We start from the raw sequence: 16,747 nt of genomic DNA on the forward strand, positions 1-16,747 counted from the left end.
GCGTCCGACAAACGGAACCCGGCGATGAACCGGCCGCGAACGGAGCGCGTGAGAATCACGGTGCAGCGATCCTGGAAATCGTGTGGATCTTGGTCGAAAACTGTGGACGCGTCAGAGGCTGTGAATATCGCCGCCACCCTTACGGGCGAGTCCCGCACAGCTCCTGTGCGACCCCCGTAGAGCAGTGCGATGGCTACCTTGAGTAACAAGTCGTGAGCATGACAACATCTCGCCCCATCGGCGCCGACGCGGTGCGCTTACCGCCGAAAGAGGGAAGAAAACCCACCCGGACATGCGACGACCCCCGCCGGGGGGGAGAGCGGGGGTCGCCGAACGGTCCGGCTCCGGGGGGGTAGAGCCGGCCCGTTTCCCTAGAAAGCCTCGGAAGATCGAACTAAGCGGATGCCGGTTCGATCTATAGACGTGGCAAAGTCTCTGTCTCCAGTGTAGGCAGATACAACATATGCTGCCCGATCGTCCAGAGTTCCGTCGAGCGGCAAAGTCGTCCTGCCGGGTCATGCTTTCTTACACCTGGTGGAGAGGATCCCACCCTGCGAGCCGCGTGACGTCGTAGGCGCTTCGCCGCTCCCGCCGGAGAACCGCCGGGAAAGCCCTGGGCGAGGTTGGGAGCGTACAGCAGATCTAAAGATCCTTCCGGCACGGGACGAGATCGCCGACATAAAGAATCGATCACACTGCGTGATCGATTCCGGGATGTGCCGGAGTTGAGACGGTATCTCCCGGAATGGCGGTCTGGCGTCGGCGGCGTCCGGAGGGACGGGTACGGCTTTGGGGCCGACGCTTACCGAATAGGGGCTTGTCATCAGGGCAAATAAGGCGTAGACAGGAGTTACGGACCAAGTGTCCGAGCACGGCAGCCGGGCACCCACGCGCGACCAGCCGCGGGAGGCGCGTAGTGACGGGCTTGTCCCGCTCCTACGAATATGAGGTGCACGCTTGGTAACCCGGTGTGACGTGACTGGCGACGGCGTCCCGCAGCGAGGGGCGCCGTTCGCTATGCCCGGGACGATCAGTCACATTCGCGTATCACAACGGCGCCCGTGAGGTCACGACGGCGTGGCGCGACCGCGAGGCTTACTTTCCGGAAAGGGCTCGGTTGCGCCGGCAGCAGGAGTCAGTGGCCCTCAGCGGCCCTCAGCGGCCCTCAGTGGCCCTCAGCCACGAAGGAAGGCCTCGCAGATGGCCTGCGAGTCGCGCGCCGCGGCGGCGGTCGCGTCGGCGCAGTGGCGGATCCAGCCGGCGACGCCCTCCTGCGTCCCGGTGGCATACCCCCGCAAGGCGCTGACGTAGCCGTCGGCGAGTTCCGCGTGGCCGACCTCGGGTGCGGTGAGGGACTTGGGGTCCAGGCCGCGAGCGACCAGCGTGAGGCGTTCCGCGGCCCGCGCGACGATGCCGTCCCCCCAGCCGAACGGGCGCAGCGTCAGCAGCTCGCCGTGCGCGATCGCGGCGACGACCAGGGCCGGGGCCTTCGTGGGACCGGTGAGGAGGCCGCTCAGCATGTCCAGGCGGGCGGCGACCTCGGCCGGGGCCGGCGGCTCGCCCAGGCCGAGCGGGTCCTTGGCCGCCCGGTCGGCGCGGGGCCGGCCCAGATCGGCGCTGTCGACGGCGTCCGCGGCGGCCAGCACGTGGAGGCGGGCCAGGACCTGGCGCGGCGCCTGCCGCCAGGTCTCCGCGAGGGAGCCGAGCTCCGCTGACACCCGCAGCGCCCCCTGCACGGTCGGATCCGACGGGTTCTCCGTGCTGCGCAGCTCCTCCAGAGTGACCGAGGCGCCTTCCAGTACGGCGGTCGCACGCGCCCCCCGTAGGGCGGACTCCGTGGACACCTCCGCGCTGCGCCGACGGAGGATGCGGTGCCCGAGCAGCCTGTCGACGGCGGTTCGGGCGTCCGCGACCGCCTCGGCCACACCGGGCAGATTCGCTACTTGGGCAAGGGCGTCGGTCACGCGCCCGACCCTATGCGGTCGCCGGTGTTCCCACGTCACCGCCCCGGGGAACGGTCGTATCCCGGGCATCCGGCGGAACGGGCGGCTTGTGAGTCGGCAACATCCCTGGTGAAGTGGGTCTCACCGGGCGCCTTCCTCTCGCAACAAAGGAGTACGCGTTGAGCCAGAGTCAAGAAACACTGTCGAACCTGTTGCAGGAGACGCGGCGCTTCCCTCCCCCGGCCGACCTCGCGGAGGCCGCGAACGTCAAGGCCGAGGCGTACGAGGAGGCCGCCGCCGACCCGCAGGCCTTCTGGGCCCGCCAGGCGGAGCGGCTGAGCTGGTCCAAGCCTTGGGACGAGGTCCTCGACTGGAACAACCCGCCGTTCGCGAAGTGGTTCGTGGGCGGCGAGCTGAACGTGGCGTACAACTGCGTCGACCGCCATGTGGAGGCGGGCAAGGGCGCCAAGGTCGCCTTCCACTGGGAGGGCGAGCCGGGCGACAGCCGTACGCTCACCTACGCCGACCTCCAGCGCGAGGTGAACAAGGCGGCGAACGCCCTGCTGGAGCTCGGCGTCAGGAAGGGCGACCGGGTCGCCATCTACCTGCCGATGATCCCGGAGCTGCCCATCTCGATGCTCGCGTGCGCGCGTATCGGGGCGACCCACTCGGTCGTGTTCGGCGGCTTCTCCGCGGAGGCCCTGCGGACCCGCATCAACGACGCCGAGGCCAAGGTGGTCGTCACCGCGGACGGCGGTTTCCGGCGCGGCAAGCCGTCGGCCCTGAAGTCCATCGTGGACGAGGCCGTGGAGGGGACGCCGTCCATCACCAAGGTCGTCGTGGTCCGCCGTACGGGCGAGGACGTCGCCGCCCATGACAGGGACGTGTGGTGGCACGACCTGGTGGAGCGGCAGAGCGAGGAGCACAAGGCGGAGGCCCACGACGCCGAGCACCCGCTGTACATCCTGTACACGTCCGGTACGACGGGTAAGCCCAAGGGCATCCTGCACACGTCCGGCGGTTACCTGACGCAGGTCGCGTACACCCACCACGCGGTGTTCGACCTGAAGCCGGAGACCGACGTGTACTGGTGCTCGGCCGACATCGGCTGGGTGACCGGGCACTCGTACATCGTGTACGGGCCGCTCGCCAACGGCGCCACCAGCGTCATCTACGAGGGCACCCCCGACACCCCGCACAAGGGGCGCTGGTGGGAGGTCATCCAGAAGTACAAGGTGTCCATCTTCTACACGGCGCCGACCGCGATCCGCACCTGCATGAAGTGGGGCGACGAGATCCCGGCCGAGTTCGACCTGTCGTCGCTGCGCGTCCTGGGCAGCGTGGGCGAGCCCATCAACCCCGAGGCGTACGTCTGGTACCGCGACAACATCGGCGGCGGGCGCGCGCCCGTGGTCGACACGTGGTGGCAGACCGAGACCGGCGGCATCATGATCAGTCCGCTGCCGGGCGTCACGGCGGCCAAGCCGGGCGCGGCGATGACGCCGCTGCCGGGCATCGCGGCGGACGTGGTGGACGACCAGGGCCGGTCGGTGCCGAACGGCGGCGGCGGGTTCCTGGTGGTCAAGGAGCCGTGGCCGTCGATGCTGCGCACGATCTGGGGCGACGACGAGCGGTTCGTGAAGACGTACTGGTCGCGGTTCGAGGGCCTGTACTTCGCCGGGGACGGCGCCAAGAAGGACGACGACGGCGACTTCTGGCTGCTGGGCCGGGTGGACGACGTCATGCTCGTGTCGGGCCACAACATCTCCACGACGGAGGTGGAGTCGGCGCTGGTGTCGCACCCGAAGGTCGCCGAGGCGGCCGTGGTGGGCGCGACCGACCCGGTGACCGGGCAGGCGATCGTGTCGTTCGTGATCCCGCGCGGCAGCGCGGGCGGCGAGGTGGAGGGCGAGGAGTTCCTCAAGGAGCTGCGCGACCATGTCGCCAAGACGCTCGGCCCGATCGCCAAGCCCCGGCAGATCATGATCGTTCCGGAGCTGCCCAAGACCCGGTCCGGCAAGATCATGCGTCGGCTGCTGCGGGACGTGGCGGAGAACCGCAGCATCGGGGACGTCACCACGCTGGCCGACAGCACGGTGATGGACCTGATCTCCGAGAAGCTGCCCGCGTCCAAGTCCGACGGCTGACGACCGGCGCGTGCCGAGGCGGGTTCCGGGCGGCCGCTCCCCATGGGGGCGGCCGCCCGGGTCGCCCCTGGGTGTGACCACCGGGCCGGTGATCGGTAAGTTCGTGGGCGTCTCCGGCGGAACCCGGCCGTAGGGCGCCGCCGTATAGGGCGGTCGCAAAGGGCCGGGGCCGGTTTCACCGTTTCTCTGCTGTACGGCGGTTTGGCCTATACCGACCCCGCACAATTCGAGAGAGTGACGACAGCGGTCCTGATAGCGGGCCTCCTCGCCTCGGTGGCCGCCTGGAAGGAGAGAGCGAATGTCCGAGGCACTCCCGGGCGAACGCGTCGAGGACAAGTCCCTCGGCGAACTCGTCGCGCTGGCGTCGAGCAACGTCTCCGACCTGGTCAGGGCGGAGATCGACCTGGCCAAGATGGAGCTGAAGGGCGACGCCAAGAAGGCCGCTCTGGGCAGCGTCATGTTCGGCGTGGCGGGCCTGATCGCCGGGCTGATCGTGATCCTGCTGTCGATCGCGGCGGCGTACGGGCTGGTCGCGCTGGGCGTCTGGCACTGGGCGGCGTTCCTGATCGTCGCGGGCGTCTACCTGGCGCTGGCGCTGGCCCTGATCGCGATCGGCTACTGGCGGATCAAGAAGATCGAGGGGGCGAAGCGGACCCGCAAGACCCTCAAGGACGACTTCGCCGCGCTGCGCCGCCGAGGCGACGGCGCCGACACTCCAGCGTTGACGGACTGACCGACCATGCCCGCGTTCGGCTCGTCCATCGTCGAGGTCGACGGCCCCTGGACCCACCGCACGGTCAGCGCCGGGGGCACCCGGTTCCACGTCGCGGAGGCCGGTGAGGGGCCGCTCGTGCTGCTGCTGCACGGCTTCCCCGAGTTCTGGTGGTCGTGGCACAACCAGCTGGTGTCCCTCGCCGCGGCGGGCTACCGGGCGGCGGCGGTGGACCTCCGCGGGTACGGCGGCAGCGACAAGCCCCCACGCGGGTACGACCTGGTCACGCTCGCCGGTGACGCCGCCGGTCTCGTACGGGCGCTCGGCGAGGCGAACGCCATCGTGGTGGGCCATGACTGGGGCGGGCTGCTCGCCTGGACGATGGCCGTGTACCACCCGAAGGTGGTCCAGCGCCTCGCTGTGGTCAGCGCACCCCATCCGCTCCGCCTGCGCCAGGCCGTACGGAGCGATCCGCGCGGCCAGGGCTGGGCGACGCGCCACATCTTCGGCTACCAGATGCCCATGTGGCCCGAACGGCGCCTCATCAAGAACGACGCCGAATTCCTGGGACGCCTCCTGCACGAATGGTCGGGCCCAGGGTGGCCGGACGAGAAGACCGAACGGCTCGTACGGGACGCGATGCAGATCCCGGGCACGATCCACTGCGCTCTCGAATACCACCGCTGGTTCATCCGGTCCCAGCCGCGCCCTGACGGCATCCGCTACGCGCACCGCATGCGCACGCCCATCCAGGTGCCCACCCTGCAACTGCACGGCTCCCTGGACCCGTGCACGCTTCCGGCGAGCGCGCAGGGGTCCGGCCGGTACGTCGAGGCGCCGTACCGGTGGAAGCTCATCGACGGCGCCGGCCACTTCCCCCACCAGGAACGCCCACGCGCGTTCGACACTCAACTCCTCGGCTGGCTGAACGACCCCGAACCGGAGCACTGACCCGGACGGCACCCGCCTTCCACTTGTCGCCCACAATGGGGGCATGCGGGATCGCGACGAGACGGGGCGGCCGCGCAATGCCCGGCCGCGCGACGCGTACGGGCGCCCACTGCCCCGAGGCGCCGCCGGAACGCCCACCATGCCCGACGACCTGACCGTGACGCCCACGGAGGCTCTGGAGCAGGCTCAGCGGCTCCTGGACGAGGACAGGCCGTTCCACGCCCACGAAGTCCTGGAGGCGGCGTGGAAAGCCGCGCCTGAGGAGGAGCGCGAGCTGTGGCGCGGCCTCGCCCAGGTGGCGGTGGGCATCACGCACGTACGGCGCGGCAACGCGCGCGGAGCGCGAGCGCTTCTGGAACGGGCCGCCGACCGCATCGAGGAGCACTCGCGGAACGCGCCGTACGGCATCGACGCCACCGGAATCGTCGCGGAGGCCCGCCGCATCGCGGAAACAGCGGAGAACGCGGCGGACGGCCCCGGCCTCCGCATCGCGCTGCGGCTGACACGTTCCGGACGACCGGAAACGTAACCGCAACCGGCCACCCCGCCGGCCGCGAGGTCAGTCGGAGCAGCTCTGGGTCGAGACCGGAGTCGTGGTGGCGGCGCCGGCGCGGGCGTCCGGGGCGACCTCCTCGGCGGTGAGCGCGTAGCCGGTGGCCGGCGCGTCCAGCGCGGCCGCGAAGATCACGCCGAACACGGTGCCGTCGCGGGCCAGCAGCGGGCCGCCGGAGTTGCCCGGCTCGACCGTGCCGCGGATCGCGTAGATCTCCCGGCTGACCTGGCCGGCGTGGTAGATGTCCGGGCCCTTGGCGGTCTGCCGGGCGCGGATCCGCGCCGCGCTCGCGGTGAACGGGTGGTTCTTCGGGAAGCCGGCGATGATCGCGTCGTCCCGCACCTTGGCCTCGCCGGCGAACTTCAGCGGCGGCGCGTCCAGGCCGGGCACGTGCAGGACGGCGATGTCGCGCTTGGGGTCGTACAGGACGACCCGGCCGCGGTCCCGCGCGCCGCTCAGCGAGGCGATCACGGACTGGCCGCGGGCGCCGGCGACGACGTGCGCGTTCGTCATCACGCGGTCCTTGGCGTACACGAACCCGGTGCCCTCGATCTTGCGCTGGCACTGCGGGGCGGTGCTCTCGACCTTGACGATGCTGCGCTTGGCGGCCTGCAGCGCCGGGGTGTCGAGGATGGCGTCGTCCGGCGGCGGCACCTCGACCACCGACTCGCCGCCGAGCCCGTTGAAGACCTGCGGGAACTCGCTGGCCTTCACGAACCCCTGGAACGAGGCGAACCAGGTCGCCGCCTGCGACGGCATCACGCTGTCGATGCCGTTGATGATGGTGGAGCCGTTCACCTGGGTGCGGACCGGCTTGAACTCCGAGCCGGCCACCAGGCTGCCGAAGAACCAGGCGACGATCAGCAGCGACAGCGAGCTGACGACGGCACCGCCGGCGGCGTCGGCCGCCCGCGCGTTGTCGCCGGTCACGCGGTTGCGCAGCACGGCGCCCACGGAGGACGCGATCAGCTGCCCGAGGGTCGCGGACAGGAACGCGATGACGATCGCCAGCAGCGCCTGCTGCGCGGCGCCGTCCACGGCCGCCTCGGCGATCGGCGGCGCGATGAGCACGCCTATGACGCCCCCGCCGACGAAGCCACCGAAGCTCAGCAGGCTCACGATGAAGCCCTGCCGGTACCCCGAGACTGCGAACAGCACGACGAGCACGAGCAGTATCAGGTCCAGAAGGTGGTCGCCCAGCACCGCTTCACCGTATAGCGCGAACGGCCCGCCGCACGTCCCCTCGCTGTACCAGATTGTGCGTCCTTATCTCGCCGTCTGGTGCGATGCGCGGCCGTTCCCGGCCGCGTACGGTACGGGATCGCCGGTCGGACGAGGGTCGCCGCACCGCGGCCGGGCACCCGGCCGGGGTGATCAAAACCACCCGGGCTCAGTCGCGGGACGCGAGGTCCAGCACCTTCTGCGGCAGGTCCTCGACGCGTCCGGTGTCCCAGGGGCGGTTCCAGCCGCCGGCGTCCAGCACCTCGGTGAGCAGCCCCGCGGTGAAGCCCCACACGAGCATGTCGCGGACCTCGAACGCCGGGCCGAGCCTGACCCCGGACGGGTCCCGCACCATCAGCCGGTTGGCCGGGTCGACCAGTTCGGCGATCGGGACGCGGGCGACGGTGGCGACCTCGCCGGGGTGGCCGGGGGCGATCTCGGACGGCTCGCGCCACCACGCGGCGACCGGTGTGACGCGGTGCCGGCTGTGCCGCAGGTAGAGCTCGGGGAGCGTGGCCAGCACGTCCACGCCGGCCCGCTCGACCCCGGCCTCCTCCCAGGCCTCGCGCAGCGCGGCCTCGACCGGGCCGCCGTCGTCGGGGTCGATGCGGCCGCCGGGGAACGCGGGCTGGCCGGCGTGCTTGTTGAGCGTGGCGGCGCGCTCGGTGAGCAGGATGTCCGGTCCCTCGGGGCCCTCGCCGAACAGGATCAGGACCGCCGCGGCGCGCGCGCCGGGCTCGGGCTCGGGGCTCAGCATCGGCGGCACCGTCATGTGCGGGGCGGCCCTGCAGAAGCGGTCGAGCCAGGCGGGATGCGAGGAGGGGATCTCGGTCACGCCTTACCCAACCCGCCCGCGCCGCCGTTGCTTCCCGAAGCGGGATCGAAGCCGGTCAGGGTCACGAGAACGGGCCCTCCTTCACCAGCTTGCGGGCGGCGGCCGCGTCGGTCGGGCCCTCGCCGTACGCGGGGCACAGCCGGGCCAGCGGGCAGGCGCCGCAGGCGGGGCGGCGGGCGTGGCAGACGCGGCGGCCGTGCCAGATCAGCCGGTGCGAGAGCATCGTCCAGTCCTTGCGCGGGAACAGCCCGCCGACGATCTTCTCGACCTTCACCGGGTCGGTCTCGTCCGTCCAGCCGAACCGCCGGACCAGCCGGCCGAAGTGGGTGTCGACGGTGATCCCGGGGACGTCGAAGGCGTTTCCGAGGACGACGTTGGCCGTCTTCCGCCCCACTCCGGGCAGCCCGACAAGATCATCCAGCCTGCCGGGAACGGCCCCGTCGAAGCGTTCGCACAGGTCATGCCCGAGTTTCATAATATTATTAGCCTTCGCCCGGAAGAACCCGGTCGATTGGATCATCCGCTCGAGCTCCTCGCGATCCGCGGCGGCATAGTCCTCGGCCGTCCGATACCGGGCGAAGAGAGCCGGTGTGACCGCGTTCACCCGGCGGTCCGTACACTGGGCGGACAGGATCGTGGCGATGAGCAGCTCGAGCGGGTTGGTGAAGTCCAGCTCGCAGTGCGCGTCGGGGTAGAGCGCGGCGAGCTCGCGGTTGATCCGCCGGGCACGGCGGACCAGGGCGAGGCGCGTCTCCGCCCGGGGCCGGGGCTTGCGGGGCGCCGTCACGGAGGTGGGACTACCGTTGCGAGGCACGTGGGCAAGGGTACGTCCTCGGCCCCCGTCGTTCGGCGCGCCGTGGCCCCTACCCTCACGTACGCGGTGGGACGTACGTCACACTATGCATGTAGGTGTTCGAGGAGGAGAAGCGTGACCGACCGCGACGTGGACGTTCTGAGCAGGGCCCCGCTGTTCGAGGCACTCGACGAGCAGGGCGCCAAGGCGCTGCGCGCCAACGTGACCGAGGTGCGGCTGGCACGCGGCCAGACGCTCTTCAACGAAGGGGAGACGGGCGACCGCCTCTACGTGGTGCTGGACGGCAAGATCAAGCTGACCAGGGCGGCCCCGGACGGCCGGGAGAACCTGCTCAGCGTGCTCGGCCCCAGCGAGATGTTCGGTGAGCTGTCGCTGTTCGACCCGCGCCCGCGCACCGCGAGCGCGATCGCGGTGACCGAGTGCCGGCTGGCCGGGCTCGGCCACGACGATCTGCGCCCCTGGCTGACCGGGCACCCCGAGGTGGCCGTCCAGCTGCTGCGCGCGCTGGCCCAGCGGCTGCGCCGTACCAACGACGTGATGGCCGACCTGGTGTTCACCGACGTGCCCGGGCGGGTGGCCAAGCAGCTGCTCGACCTGGCCGAGCGGTTCGGGCAGCCGTCCGAGGCCGGGCTGCACGTGCACCACGACCTCACCCAGGAGGAGCTGGCGCAGCTCGTCGGCGCCTCCCGGGAGACCGTCAACAAGGCCCTGGCCGACTTCGCGCAGCGCAACTGGCTGCGGATCGAGGCGCGGGCGGTGGTCATCCTCGACATCGAACGGCTCCGCAAGCGCTCCAAGTAGCCCCCCGGAGGGCGGGCCCCCACCCCCCGGGGGATGCCGCCGCGGCCGCTCAGCCGCGTTCGCGGAGGTATTCGAGCTGGGACTCGACGGACAGCTCCGCGGCGCGCCACAGGGACTTGTCGACGTCCGCGTACACGATCGCGACCACGTCCTTCGCGGTACGGGCGCCCTGCGCGAGGGCGGCCTCCACCTGGGCCAGGCGCTCGCGCCGGTGCCCGATGTAGTGGTCGAGGACGCCGATCGGGTCGTCCAGCTTGGGTCCATGGCCCGGCAGGATCGTGGCGGCCTCGCGCTCCTCGGAGAACTTCCGCAGCCGGTCGAGCGAGCTCAGGTAGTCGCCGAGCCTCCCTTCGACGACGGTCGTCCCGTACCCGAGGACGCTGTCCCCGGTCAGCACGGCGCGGTCGGCCGGAAGCCAGAACGTCAGCGAGTCGTCGGAGTGCCCCGGGGTCTCCATGATCCGCAGCTCCAGGCCGCCGGTGGTGACCACGTCGCCCTCGGCGAGGCCCTCGTCGCCGAGGCGGTGCCGCGGGTCCAGGGCGCGCACGGGGACGGTCCCGCGCCCGCCCGCCTTGGCCGACGCCAGCTCGGAGAAGCGCGCGGCGCCCGCCGAGTGGTCGGGGTGGCCGTGGGTGAGCAGGATGAGCCCCACCCGGCGGCCCTCGGCGGCGATCCCGTCCACGACGCGGCGCAGGTGGACGCCGTCCTTGGGGCCGGGGTCGACGACCACGACCTCCTCGGCGCCGGGTTCGCCGATCACCCACGTGTTGGTACCGGTCAGGGTCATCTCGGACGGGTTCGGCGCCAGCCAGCAGCGGGCGCGTTCCGTACCCATCCCGTCGATGTCGCTCATGTCACCCATCCTGCCCAACCGCTGATCATGGCCGAGGGCCGGGTTCCACCGGCCGAGACGGTCCAGATGCCGCAGCGCGGACGACCCGGCGATCCGGTACCGGATCGCCCGGGCCAGGGCACCGCGACGCGAGGCCATGGAACTCAGCCCTGCGGGTAGTACTGCTCGGTCCCCTTCGGAAGCACCAGGTACGGCACGCCGTCGACGATCTCCGCCTGGGGCTCGTTCACCACGATCTCGCGCGGCGCGGCCAGCACCTCGGCGACCGTGCCGAACTCGGCCAGCTCCGCGAGCGTCGCCAGCGTCGGCGGCAGCATGAACCAGTCGCCCGCCCGCGCCCGCTCGACCGCCTCGGCAGGACGGACCCACGCCACCCGGTCGGCCTCCGTGCTGACGTCCCGGGCGCGCTGCCCGGCCGGCATCCCGGCGACGAAGAACCGCGTGTCGTACCGCTTGGGCTCGATCGCCGGGGTGATCCAGTGCGCCCACGGCCGCAGCAGGTCCGAGCGCAGCACCAGCCCGCGCCGCTCCAGGAAATCGCCGAACGACAGGGAACGATCCAGCAGCGCCCGCCGGTCGGCCTCCCAGTCATCGCCGCGGGTCTCGTCCACGACCGTGCCTCCGGTGGGGCCGGCGAGCAGGACCAGCGTCTCCTCGAACGTCTCGCGCACCGCCGCGCACACCAGCTCGCGCGCCAGCGTCTCGTCCGCCTTGAACGCCGTGCCCCACTCGGCCGGGGACGGGCCGGACCAGCCCGCCGCGGCCTCGCCGTCGCGCGGGTCGACCGAACCGCCGGGGAAGACGTACGCGCCGGGAGCGAAGGCCATGGAGGCGACCCGGCGGAGCATGAAGGCCTGGAGCCCGTGCTGGTCGTGGTCGCGCAGCACCACGACCGTCGCCGCGTCCCGCGCCGGCGCGGGCTCCAGCCGCCCCGCCCGCATGTCCTCGAGCCGCTCCGCGAAACTCTGGGGCAGCTTCAGCCCGCTCACCATCGCCCACCCCACCGAGTGATCCTCATGACGGTGTATTCGGACATACCGAATGCGGTTCCGTCAAGGCCGGCTCCCGCTCCCCGGCAGGCCGGACCCGCCGGTCAGGAGACCTCGGCGATCAGCTCCACCTCGACCGGCACGTTGCTCGGCAGCACCGCCACGCCCACGGCGCTGCGCGCGTGCACGCCCGCCTCGCCGAAGATCTCCGCGAGGACGTCGCTGGCGCCGTTCACGACCTTCGGCTGGCCGTAGAAGTCCGGCGCGCTCGCCACGAACCCGAGCACCTTCACGATCCGGACGACCCGCGACAGCTCGCCCAGCTCCGCCTTCAGCGCCGCGACGCAGTTGATCGCGCAGATCCTGGCCTGCTCGGCGGCCTGCTCCAGGCTCACCTCGGCGCCGACCTTGCCCAGCACGTGCAGCTCGCCCTTGACGAACGGGACCTGCCCCGAGGTGTAGACGAGCGAGCCCGTCCGCCGGGCCGGGATGTACGACCCGGCCGGCGCCGCGACCTCGGGCAGCTCCAGCCCGAGCTCGCGCATGCGCTCCTCAGGAGTGCTCATCGCGCTCTCACTGCTCCACTTCGCGCTTGAAGTAGGCCACCAGGTTCTCCGGGTTGGGCCCCGGCAGGACGGTGACGAGCTCCCACCCGTCCTGGCCCCAGTTGTCAAGGATCTGCTTGGTCGCGTGCACCAGCAGCGGAACGGTCGCGTACTCCCACTTCTTCATGCCGCTCAGCCTAGCGATCGCGGCGGCCGCCGCCCGCCGCCAGGAGCCGTCCCGCGACCCGTGGCGCGCGGCCGCGGCCGTCCCGTCCTCGTCCCGTGGCTCCGGCCGGGGTCAGCCCTCGCCTTCCGGGGGCGTCCGCTCGCCGGGGGCGAGACCCCGCGGGGCCTCCTCCTTGGCCGCCTTCGGCTCGTCCAGGCCGATCACCGGCGGGACGTTCTGGGCGGATTCGAGGGTGGAGGAGCGTTCGGCGGCCTTGGCCAGTTCCTCCTCCGCCTTGGCGAGGCGCTCGCCGAGGCCCGGCTTGTCCTGCTCGGACGCCTCCTTCCCGGCCGCGGCGCCCGTGCCGCCGGCGGTCATCCGGTCGAAGAACCTGAGGAGCTCCACCGGCAGCGGCATGACGAGCGTGCTGTTCTTCTCGGCGGACACCTCGACGACCGTCTGCAGCAGGCGCAGTTGGAGCGCGCCCGGGTCCTGCGACATGATCTCGGCCGCGGCGGCCAGCCGCTTGGACGCCTGGAACTCGCCGTCCGCGGTGATGATCCGCGCCCGCCGCTCCCGCTCGGCCTCCGCCTGCCGGGCCATCGAGCGCTTCATGCCCTCCGGCAGCGACACGTCCTTGATCTCGACCCGCTCGATCCGGACGCCCCACGGCGCGTCGGTGATCTCGTCCATGATCGCCCGCAGCCGTATGTTGATCTTCTCGCGCTCGCCGAGCAGCTCCTGCATGTCGGTCTGCCCGATCACCGAGCGCAGCGACGTCTGGCCGATCTGCGAGACCGCGTACCCGTAGTTCTGCACGTTCACGATCGCCTTCACCGGGTCCACCACCCGGAAGTAGACGACGGCGTCGACCCGTACGCTCACGTTGTCCTGGGTGATGCCCTCCTGCGCCGGCACGTTCATGGTGACGGTCTGCTGGTTGACCTTCTGCATCCGCTCCATGATCGGGATGATGAACGTCAGCCCCGGGCGCCGTACCGCGCCCGCCCGCAGCTGCCCGCCCCGCTGCACCTGCCCGAACCGGAAGACGATGCCGTGCTCGAACTGCTGCACGACCCGTACCGCCGAGGCCGCCCCCAGCAGGGCGAGGATCACCAGGACGACCAGGATGAGTCCCACTTCCATCACGGCTCCTAACGCGCGTCGAGAGCCGAGTCCGCGCGGGACTGCGGGCCCGGCCCGATGACCGGTCGTACGTTTCCCAGCTAACCTCGCGGGCACGCCCGAGACAACGGTCCGGTACGTCACGTTCCGTAAACACCGGAACACCGTGTCAGGAATCACTTGCATGAGGGCGGACCACCCTCTGAAGTCCTTGCCGAGCGAACGATATGGTCGATCGGGTGAGCGCTAGAGACACCGACTGGGACGGCGTGCGCCTCCATGTGGTCACGGGCAAGGGCGGGACCGGCAAGACGACGGTCGCCGCGGCGCTGGCGCTGGCGCTGGCCACCGGGGGCCGCAAGGTGCTGCTGGTCGAGGTCGAGGGCCGGCAGGGGATCGCCCAGCTCTTCGACTGCCCGCCGCTGCCGTACGAGGAGCGCAAGGTCGCGGTCGCCCCGGACGGCGGCGAGGTGTACGCGCTCGCCATCGACACCGAAGAGGCGCTCCTCGAATACCTGGAGATGTTCTACAGCCTCAAGCGGGCCGGCAAGGCGATGTCCAAGCTGGGCGTGGTCGACTTCGTCACCACCATCGCCCCGGGCCTGCGGGACGTGATCCTCACCGGCAAGACCAGCGAGGCGGTGCGGCGCCGCGAGAAGGACGGCTCGTTCGTGTACGACGCCGTCGTCATGGACGCCCCGCCGACCGGCCGGATCACCAAGTTCCTCAACGTCAACGACGAGGTCTCCGGGCTGGCCAAGGTCGGGCCGGTCCGCAACCACGCCGACACCGTGATGAAGGTCGTGCGCAGCCCCGAGACGGCCGTCCACTTCGTCACGCTCCTGGAGGAGATGCCCGTCCAGGAGACGACCGACGGCATCCAGGAGCTCACCGAGGTCGGGCTGCCGGTCGGCGGCATCATGATCAACATGGAGCATCCGCCGCTCCTGTCACCCGACGAGACGGCCGCGGCCGCCGCGGGCACCCTGGACGCGGAGGGCATCCTGCGCGGCGTGAAGGCCGCCGGGCTGGAGCACGACGCCGAGGCGATCACCGCGGTGCTCGCCGCCGAGGCCGGCGAGCACGCCCGCCGCACCTCGCTGCAGCGCCGCGAGAAGGACCGGCTGGAGAAGATCGACCGGCCCCGCTACACGCTCCCGTTCCTGTCGGACGGCATGGACCTCGCCGGGCTGTACGACCTGGCCGAGTCGCTGCGCGAGCAGGGCGCCGCATGACCGGCGCGCGCGGCGTGAGCTGGACCGCGTACGACCCGCGGCGAACGGAAGAGGCGAGATGAGCCCGACCGGCAAGAACCCGCCCGCCCTGGACGTGGACGCGCTGATCGACGACCCCCGTACGAAGATCATCGTGTGCTGCGGCTCCGGCGGCGTCGGCAAGACCACCACCGCCGCGGCCCTCGGCGTCCGCGCCGCCGAGCGCGGCCGCGACGTCGTCGTGCTGACCGTCGACCCGGCCCGCCGGCTGGCGCAGTCGATGGGCCTGTCCGAGCTCGACAACAACCCGCGCCGCATCGAGATCGAGGGCGACGGCGAGCTGCACGCCATGATGCTCGACATGAAGCGGACGTTCGACGAGATCGTCGAGGCGCACGCCGACCCGGACCGGGCCAAGCAGATCCTCGCCAACCCCTTCTACCAGTCGCTGTCCTCCAGCCTGTCCGGCACGCAGGAGTACATGGCGATGGAGAAGCTCGGGCAGCTGCACCGCTCCGGCGCCTGGGACCTGATCATCGTCGACACCCCGCCGTCCCGGAACGCGCTGGACTTCCTCGACGCGCCCGAGCGCATGGGCCGCTTCCTGGACGGCCGCTTCATGAAGGTGCTCGCCGCCCCCGCCAAGACCGGCGGCCGCTTCGGCGTGAAGGTCATCAGCGCCGGCTTCGGCATGTTCACCGGCGTCATCAACAAGGTGCTGGGCGTCCAGCTGCTGCGCGACGTGCAGACGTTCGTGGCCGCGTTCGACACGGTGTTCGGCGGCTTCCGCGAGCGCGCCGAGAAGACGTTCCGGCTGCTCCAGACGCCGGGCACCGCGTTCCTCGTGATCGCCGCGCCGGAGCCCGACGCCCTCCGCGAGGCGTCCTACTTCATCGAGCGGCTCGCCGAGGAGCGCATGCCGCTCGCCGGGCTGGTCGTCAACCGCGTGCACGAGTCGGACGGCGACGTCCTCACCGCCGCCCGCAGCCAGGCCGCGGCCGAGACGCTGGAGGAACGCGGCGAGCACACGCTGACGGCCGCGCTCCTGCGGATGCACACCGCGCGCATGCAGCTGGCGGCCCGCGAGGAACGCCTCCGTGAGCACTTCGCCTCCGCGCACCCCACGGTGCCCATCACCGCGGTGCCGGCGCAGGCCGAGGACGTCCACGACCTGCACGGCCTGCGCCAGGTGGGCGTCGACCTGGCGAGCTGACCCGCCCCGGGTGCCGCCACTCGGTGAACGGGCCCATGAACGACCGTAGGCCCGGCACCCTGCGCGGGTGCGGGCCTACGGTCGTCACGAAGACCTTGCCTCGCCGGTGATCGGGGGAGGCGGGTCGCCGGTCAGCTGGCGACGAGTTCGCTCTCGTCGGGCTCGACCGTACGCTCGTACTCCTCCTTGGCGGTCTCCAGCAGGTCGCGCCACGAGCGCACGTCCGGACGCCGCCTCAGCAGGGCCCGGCGCTCGCGCTCGGTCATGCCGCCCCAGACGCCGAACTCGATCCTGTTGTCGAGGGCGTCGGCCAGGCACTCCGTCCGCACCGGGCAGCCGCGGCAGATGAGCTTGGCTCGGTTCTGCGCCGCTCCCTGCACGAACAGGGCGTCTGGATCCGCGTTACGGCAGGCGGCGCGGGCGGTCCAATCCGTGATCCACATCTTGGCCCCACTCCCCTAGGGTCTGTGTCGATTTGCGCTCCTTGGCCAGACGGGCGCGGACGTCAGGCCGCCAAACGAAAGCCGTGGGGAAGAACTTACGGAAGCGAGGGGGGATTCAACAGACCCCGATGGGCCCATTCTCGATATAGCCCTCCAGGGCCATACCGCCGGAACGGACTAGTTACCTCTAGTTGACGTTCGAGCCGCCACCGTGGTTGTCAC

The 16,747-nt window shown here is 71.3% G+C and carries 17 protein-coding genes; 7 read left to right on the top strand and 10 right to left on the bottom strand.

The annotated features are described in order from the left end of the window. Positions 1–1,175 precede the first annotated feature (1,175 nt). Complete coding sequence (locus tag AB0881_RS35580; protein ID WP_366624313.1) at positions 1,176–1,964, bottom strand: oxidoreductase; 789 nt, start codon at positions 1,962–1,964, stop codon at positions 1,176–1,178. Between the two features lie 158 nt (positions 1,965–2,122). On the opposite strand from AB0881_RS35580, the gene acs reads away from it, so the two are divergent. The 4 genes from acs (at position 2,123) to AB0881_RS35600 (ending at position 6,282) form a co-directional block, all read left to right on the top strand. After that, positions 2,123–4,090, top strand: a complete 1,968-nt coding sequence (gene acs / locus AB0881_RS35585) for an acetate--CoA ligase (protein WP_366624315.1) — start codon at positions 2,123–2,125, stop codon at positions 4,088–4,090. A gap of 298 nt (positions 4,091–4,388) precedes the next feature. Next, positions 4,389–4,823, top strand: coding sequence for a phage holin family protein (locus AB0881_RS35590; RefSeq protein WP_366624317.1), 435 nt, complete (start codon positions 4,389–4,391; stop codon positions 4,821–4,823). Between the two features lie 6 nt (positions 4,824–4,829). Beyond that, positions 4,830–5,753: an alpha/beta hydrolase gene (locus tag AB0881_RS35595; RefSeq protein ID WP_366624319.1), complete on the top strand. Its 924-nt coding sequence runs from the start codon at positions 4,830–4,832 to the stop codon at positions 5,751–5,753. Positions 5,754–5,796: 43 nt separating this feature from the next. Then, positions 5,797–6,282, top strand: coding sequence for a DUF309 domain-containing protein (locus AB0881_RS35600; RefSeq protein WP_366624321.1), 486 nt, complete (start codon positions 5,797–5,799; stop codon positions 6,280–6,282). A 30-nt stretch (positions 6,283–6,312) separates the two neighbouring features. On the opposite strand, the gene AB0881_RS35605 is transcribed toward AB0881_RS35600, so the two are convergent. From AB0881_RS35605 to nth, 3 genes are all read right to left on the bottom strand, one after another. Then, on the bottom strand, positions 6,313–7,509 hold the full coding sequence (locus AB0881_RS35605) for a MarP family serine protease (RefSeq protein ID WP_366624323.1): 1,197 nt from the start codon (positions 7,507–7,509) through the stop codon (positions 6,313–6,315). A gap of 187 nt (positions 7,510–7,696) precedes the next feature. Next, positions 7,697–8,299: a CoA pyrophosphatase gene (locus AB0881_RS35610; RefSeq protein ID WP_366624384.1), complete on the bottom strand. Its 603-nt coding sequence runs from the start codon at positions 8,297–8,299 to the stop codon at positions 7,697–7,699. 124 nt (positions 8,300–8,423) lie between these two features. Further along, the gene (nth, locus tag AB0881_RS35615; protein WP_366624325.1) at positions 8,424–9,176 is read right to left on the bottom strand and encodes an endonuclease III; all 753 of its coding nucleotides are present in this window, start codon (positions 9,174–9,176) and stop codon (positions 8,424–8,426) included. 114 nt (positions 9,177–9,290) lie between these two features. On the opposite strand from nth, the gene AB0881_RS35620 reads away from it, so the two are divergent. After that, a complete protein-coding gene (locus AB0881_RS35620) occupies positions 9,291–9,977 on the top strand; it encodes a Crp/Fnr family transcriptional regulator (RefSeq protein ID WP_344594623.1) in 687 nt (228 codons plus the stop codon). Between the two features lie 49 nt (positions 9,978–10,026). Here AB0881_RS35620 and AB0881_RS35625 read toward each other — a convergent pair whose 3' ends face one another. From AB0881_RS35625 to AB0881_RS35645, 5 genes are all read right to left on the bottom strand, one after another. Next, positions 10,027–10,830 (bottom strand): MBL fold metallo-hydrolase, encoded by an 804-nt coding sequence (locus tag AB0881_RS35625; RefSeq protein ID WP_366624328.1) that lies wholly within the window; start codon positions 10,828–10,830, stop codon positions 10,027–10,029. 143 nt (positions 10,831–10,973) lie between these two features. Then, positions 10,974–11,771, bottom strand: a complete 798-nt coding sequence (locus AB0881_RS35630) for an NUDIX hydrolase (protein WP_366624386.1) — start codon at positions 11,769–11,771, stop codon at positions 10,974–10,976. 152 nt (positions 11,772–11,923) lie between these two features. After that, positions 11,924–12,385, bottom strand: a complete 462-nt coding sequence (locus AB0881_RS35635) for a RidA family protein (protein ID WP_366624330.1) — start codon at positions 12,383–12,385, stop codon at positions 11,924–11,926. A gap of 7 nt (positions 12,386–12,392) precedes the next feature. Next, positions 12,393–12,551: a DUF4177 domain-containing protein gene (locus AB0881_RS35640; protein WP_157420262.1), complete on the bottom strand. Its 159-nt coding sequence runs from the start codon at positions 12,549–12,551 to the stop codon at positions 12,393–12,395. A 111-nt stretch (positions 12,552–12,662) separates the two neighbouring features. After that, positions 12,663–13,676 carry a slipin family protein gene (locus tag AB0881_RS35645; protein WP_366624332.1) on the bottom strand — a complete coding sequence of 338 codons (1,014 nt, stop codon included), beginning with the start codon at positions 13,674–13,676 and terminating at the stop codon, positions 12,663–12,665. 218 nt (positions 13,677–13,894) lie between these two features. Between AB0881_RS35645 and AB0881_RS35650 the strand changes: the two genes are divergently transcribed. Both AB0881_RS35650 and AB0881_RS35655 read left to right on the top strand, forming a co-directional pair. After that, on the top strand, positions 13,895–14,890 hold the full coding sequence (locus AB0881_RS35650) for an ArsA-related P-loop ATPase (protein WP_366624334.1): 996 nt from the start codon (positions 13,895–13,897) through the stop codon (positions 14,888–14,890). A 58-nt stretch (positions 14,891–14,948) separates the two neighbouring features. Continuing rightward, a complete protein-coding gene (locus tag AB0881_RS35655) occupies positions 14,949–16,082 on the top strand; it encodes an ArsA family ATPase (protein ID WP_366624336.1) in 1,134 nt (377 codons plus the stop codon). Between the two features lie 131 nt (positions 16,083–16,213). Here the strand turns inward: AB0881_RS35655 and AB0881_RS35660 are convergent, their stop codons facing one another. After that, positions 16,214–16,525, bottom strand: a complete 312-nt coding sequence (locus tag AB0881_RS35660; protein ID WP_366624338.1) for a WhiB family transcriptional regulator — start codon at positions 16,523–16,525, stop codon at positions 16,214–16,216. Positions 16,526–16,747: the final 222 nt, after the last annotated feature.

The organism is Spirillospora sp. NPDC029432 (assembly GCF_040703975.1).
Classification (GTDB): Bacteria; Actinomycetota; Actinomycetes; order Streptosporangiales; family Streptosporangiaceae; genus Spirillospora.

Coding starts and splice junctions, on each gene's coding strand:
- AB0881_RS35590 (WP_366624317.1), top strand. CDS start 4,389: ATGTCCGAGGCACTCCCGGGCGAACGCGTCGAGGACAAGTCCCTCGGC.
- AB0881_RS35595 (WP_366624319.1), top strand. CDS start 4,830: ATGCCCGCGTTCGGCTCGTCCATCGTCGAGGTCGACGGCCCCTGGACC.
- AB0881_RS35600 (WP_366624321.1), top strand. CDS start 5,797: ATGCGGGATCGCGACGAGACGGGGCGGCCGCGCAATGCCCGGCCGCGC.
- AB0881_RS35610 (WP_366624384.1), bottom strand. CDS start 8,299: ATGACGGTGCCGCCGATGCTGAGCCCCGAGCCCGAGCCCGGCGCGCGC.
- AB0881_RS35625 (WP_366624328.1), bottom strand. CDS start 10,830: ATGAGCGACATCGACGGGATGGGTACGGAACGCGCCCGCTGCTGGCTG.
- AB0881_RS35630 (WP_366624386.1), bottom strand. CDS start 11,771: ATGCGGGCGGGGCGGCTGGAGCCCGCGCCGGCGCGGGACGCGGCGACG.
- AB0881_RS35635 (WP_366624330.1), bottom strand. CDS start 12,385: ATGAGCACTCCTGAGGAGCGCATGCGCGAGCTCGGGCTGGAGCTGCCC.
- AB0881_RS35640 (WP_157420262.1), bottom strand. CDS start 12,551: ATGAAGAAGTGGGAGTACGCGACCGTTCCGCTGCTGGTGCACGCGACC.
- AB0881_RS35645 (WP_366624332.1), bottom strand. CDS start 13,676: ATGGAAGTGGGACTCATCCTGGTCGTCCTGGTGATCCTCGCCCTGCTG.
- AB0881_RS35655 (WP_366624336.1), top strand. CDS start 14,949: ATGAGCCCGACCGGCAAGAACCCGCCCGCCCTGGACGTGGACGCGCTG.
- AB0881_RS35660 (WP_366624338.1), bottom strand. CDS start 16,525: ATGTGGATCACGGATTGGACCGCCCGCGCCGCCTGCCGTAACGCGGAT.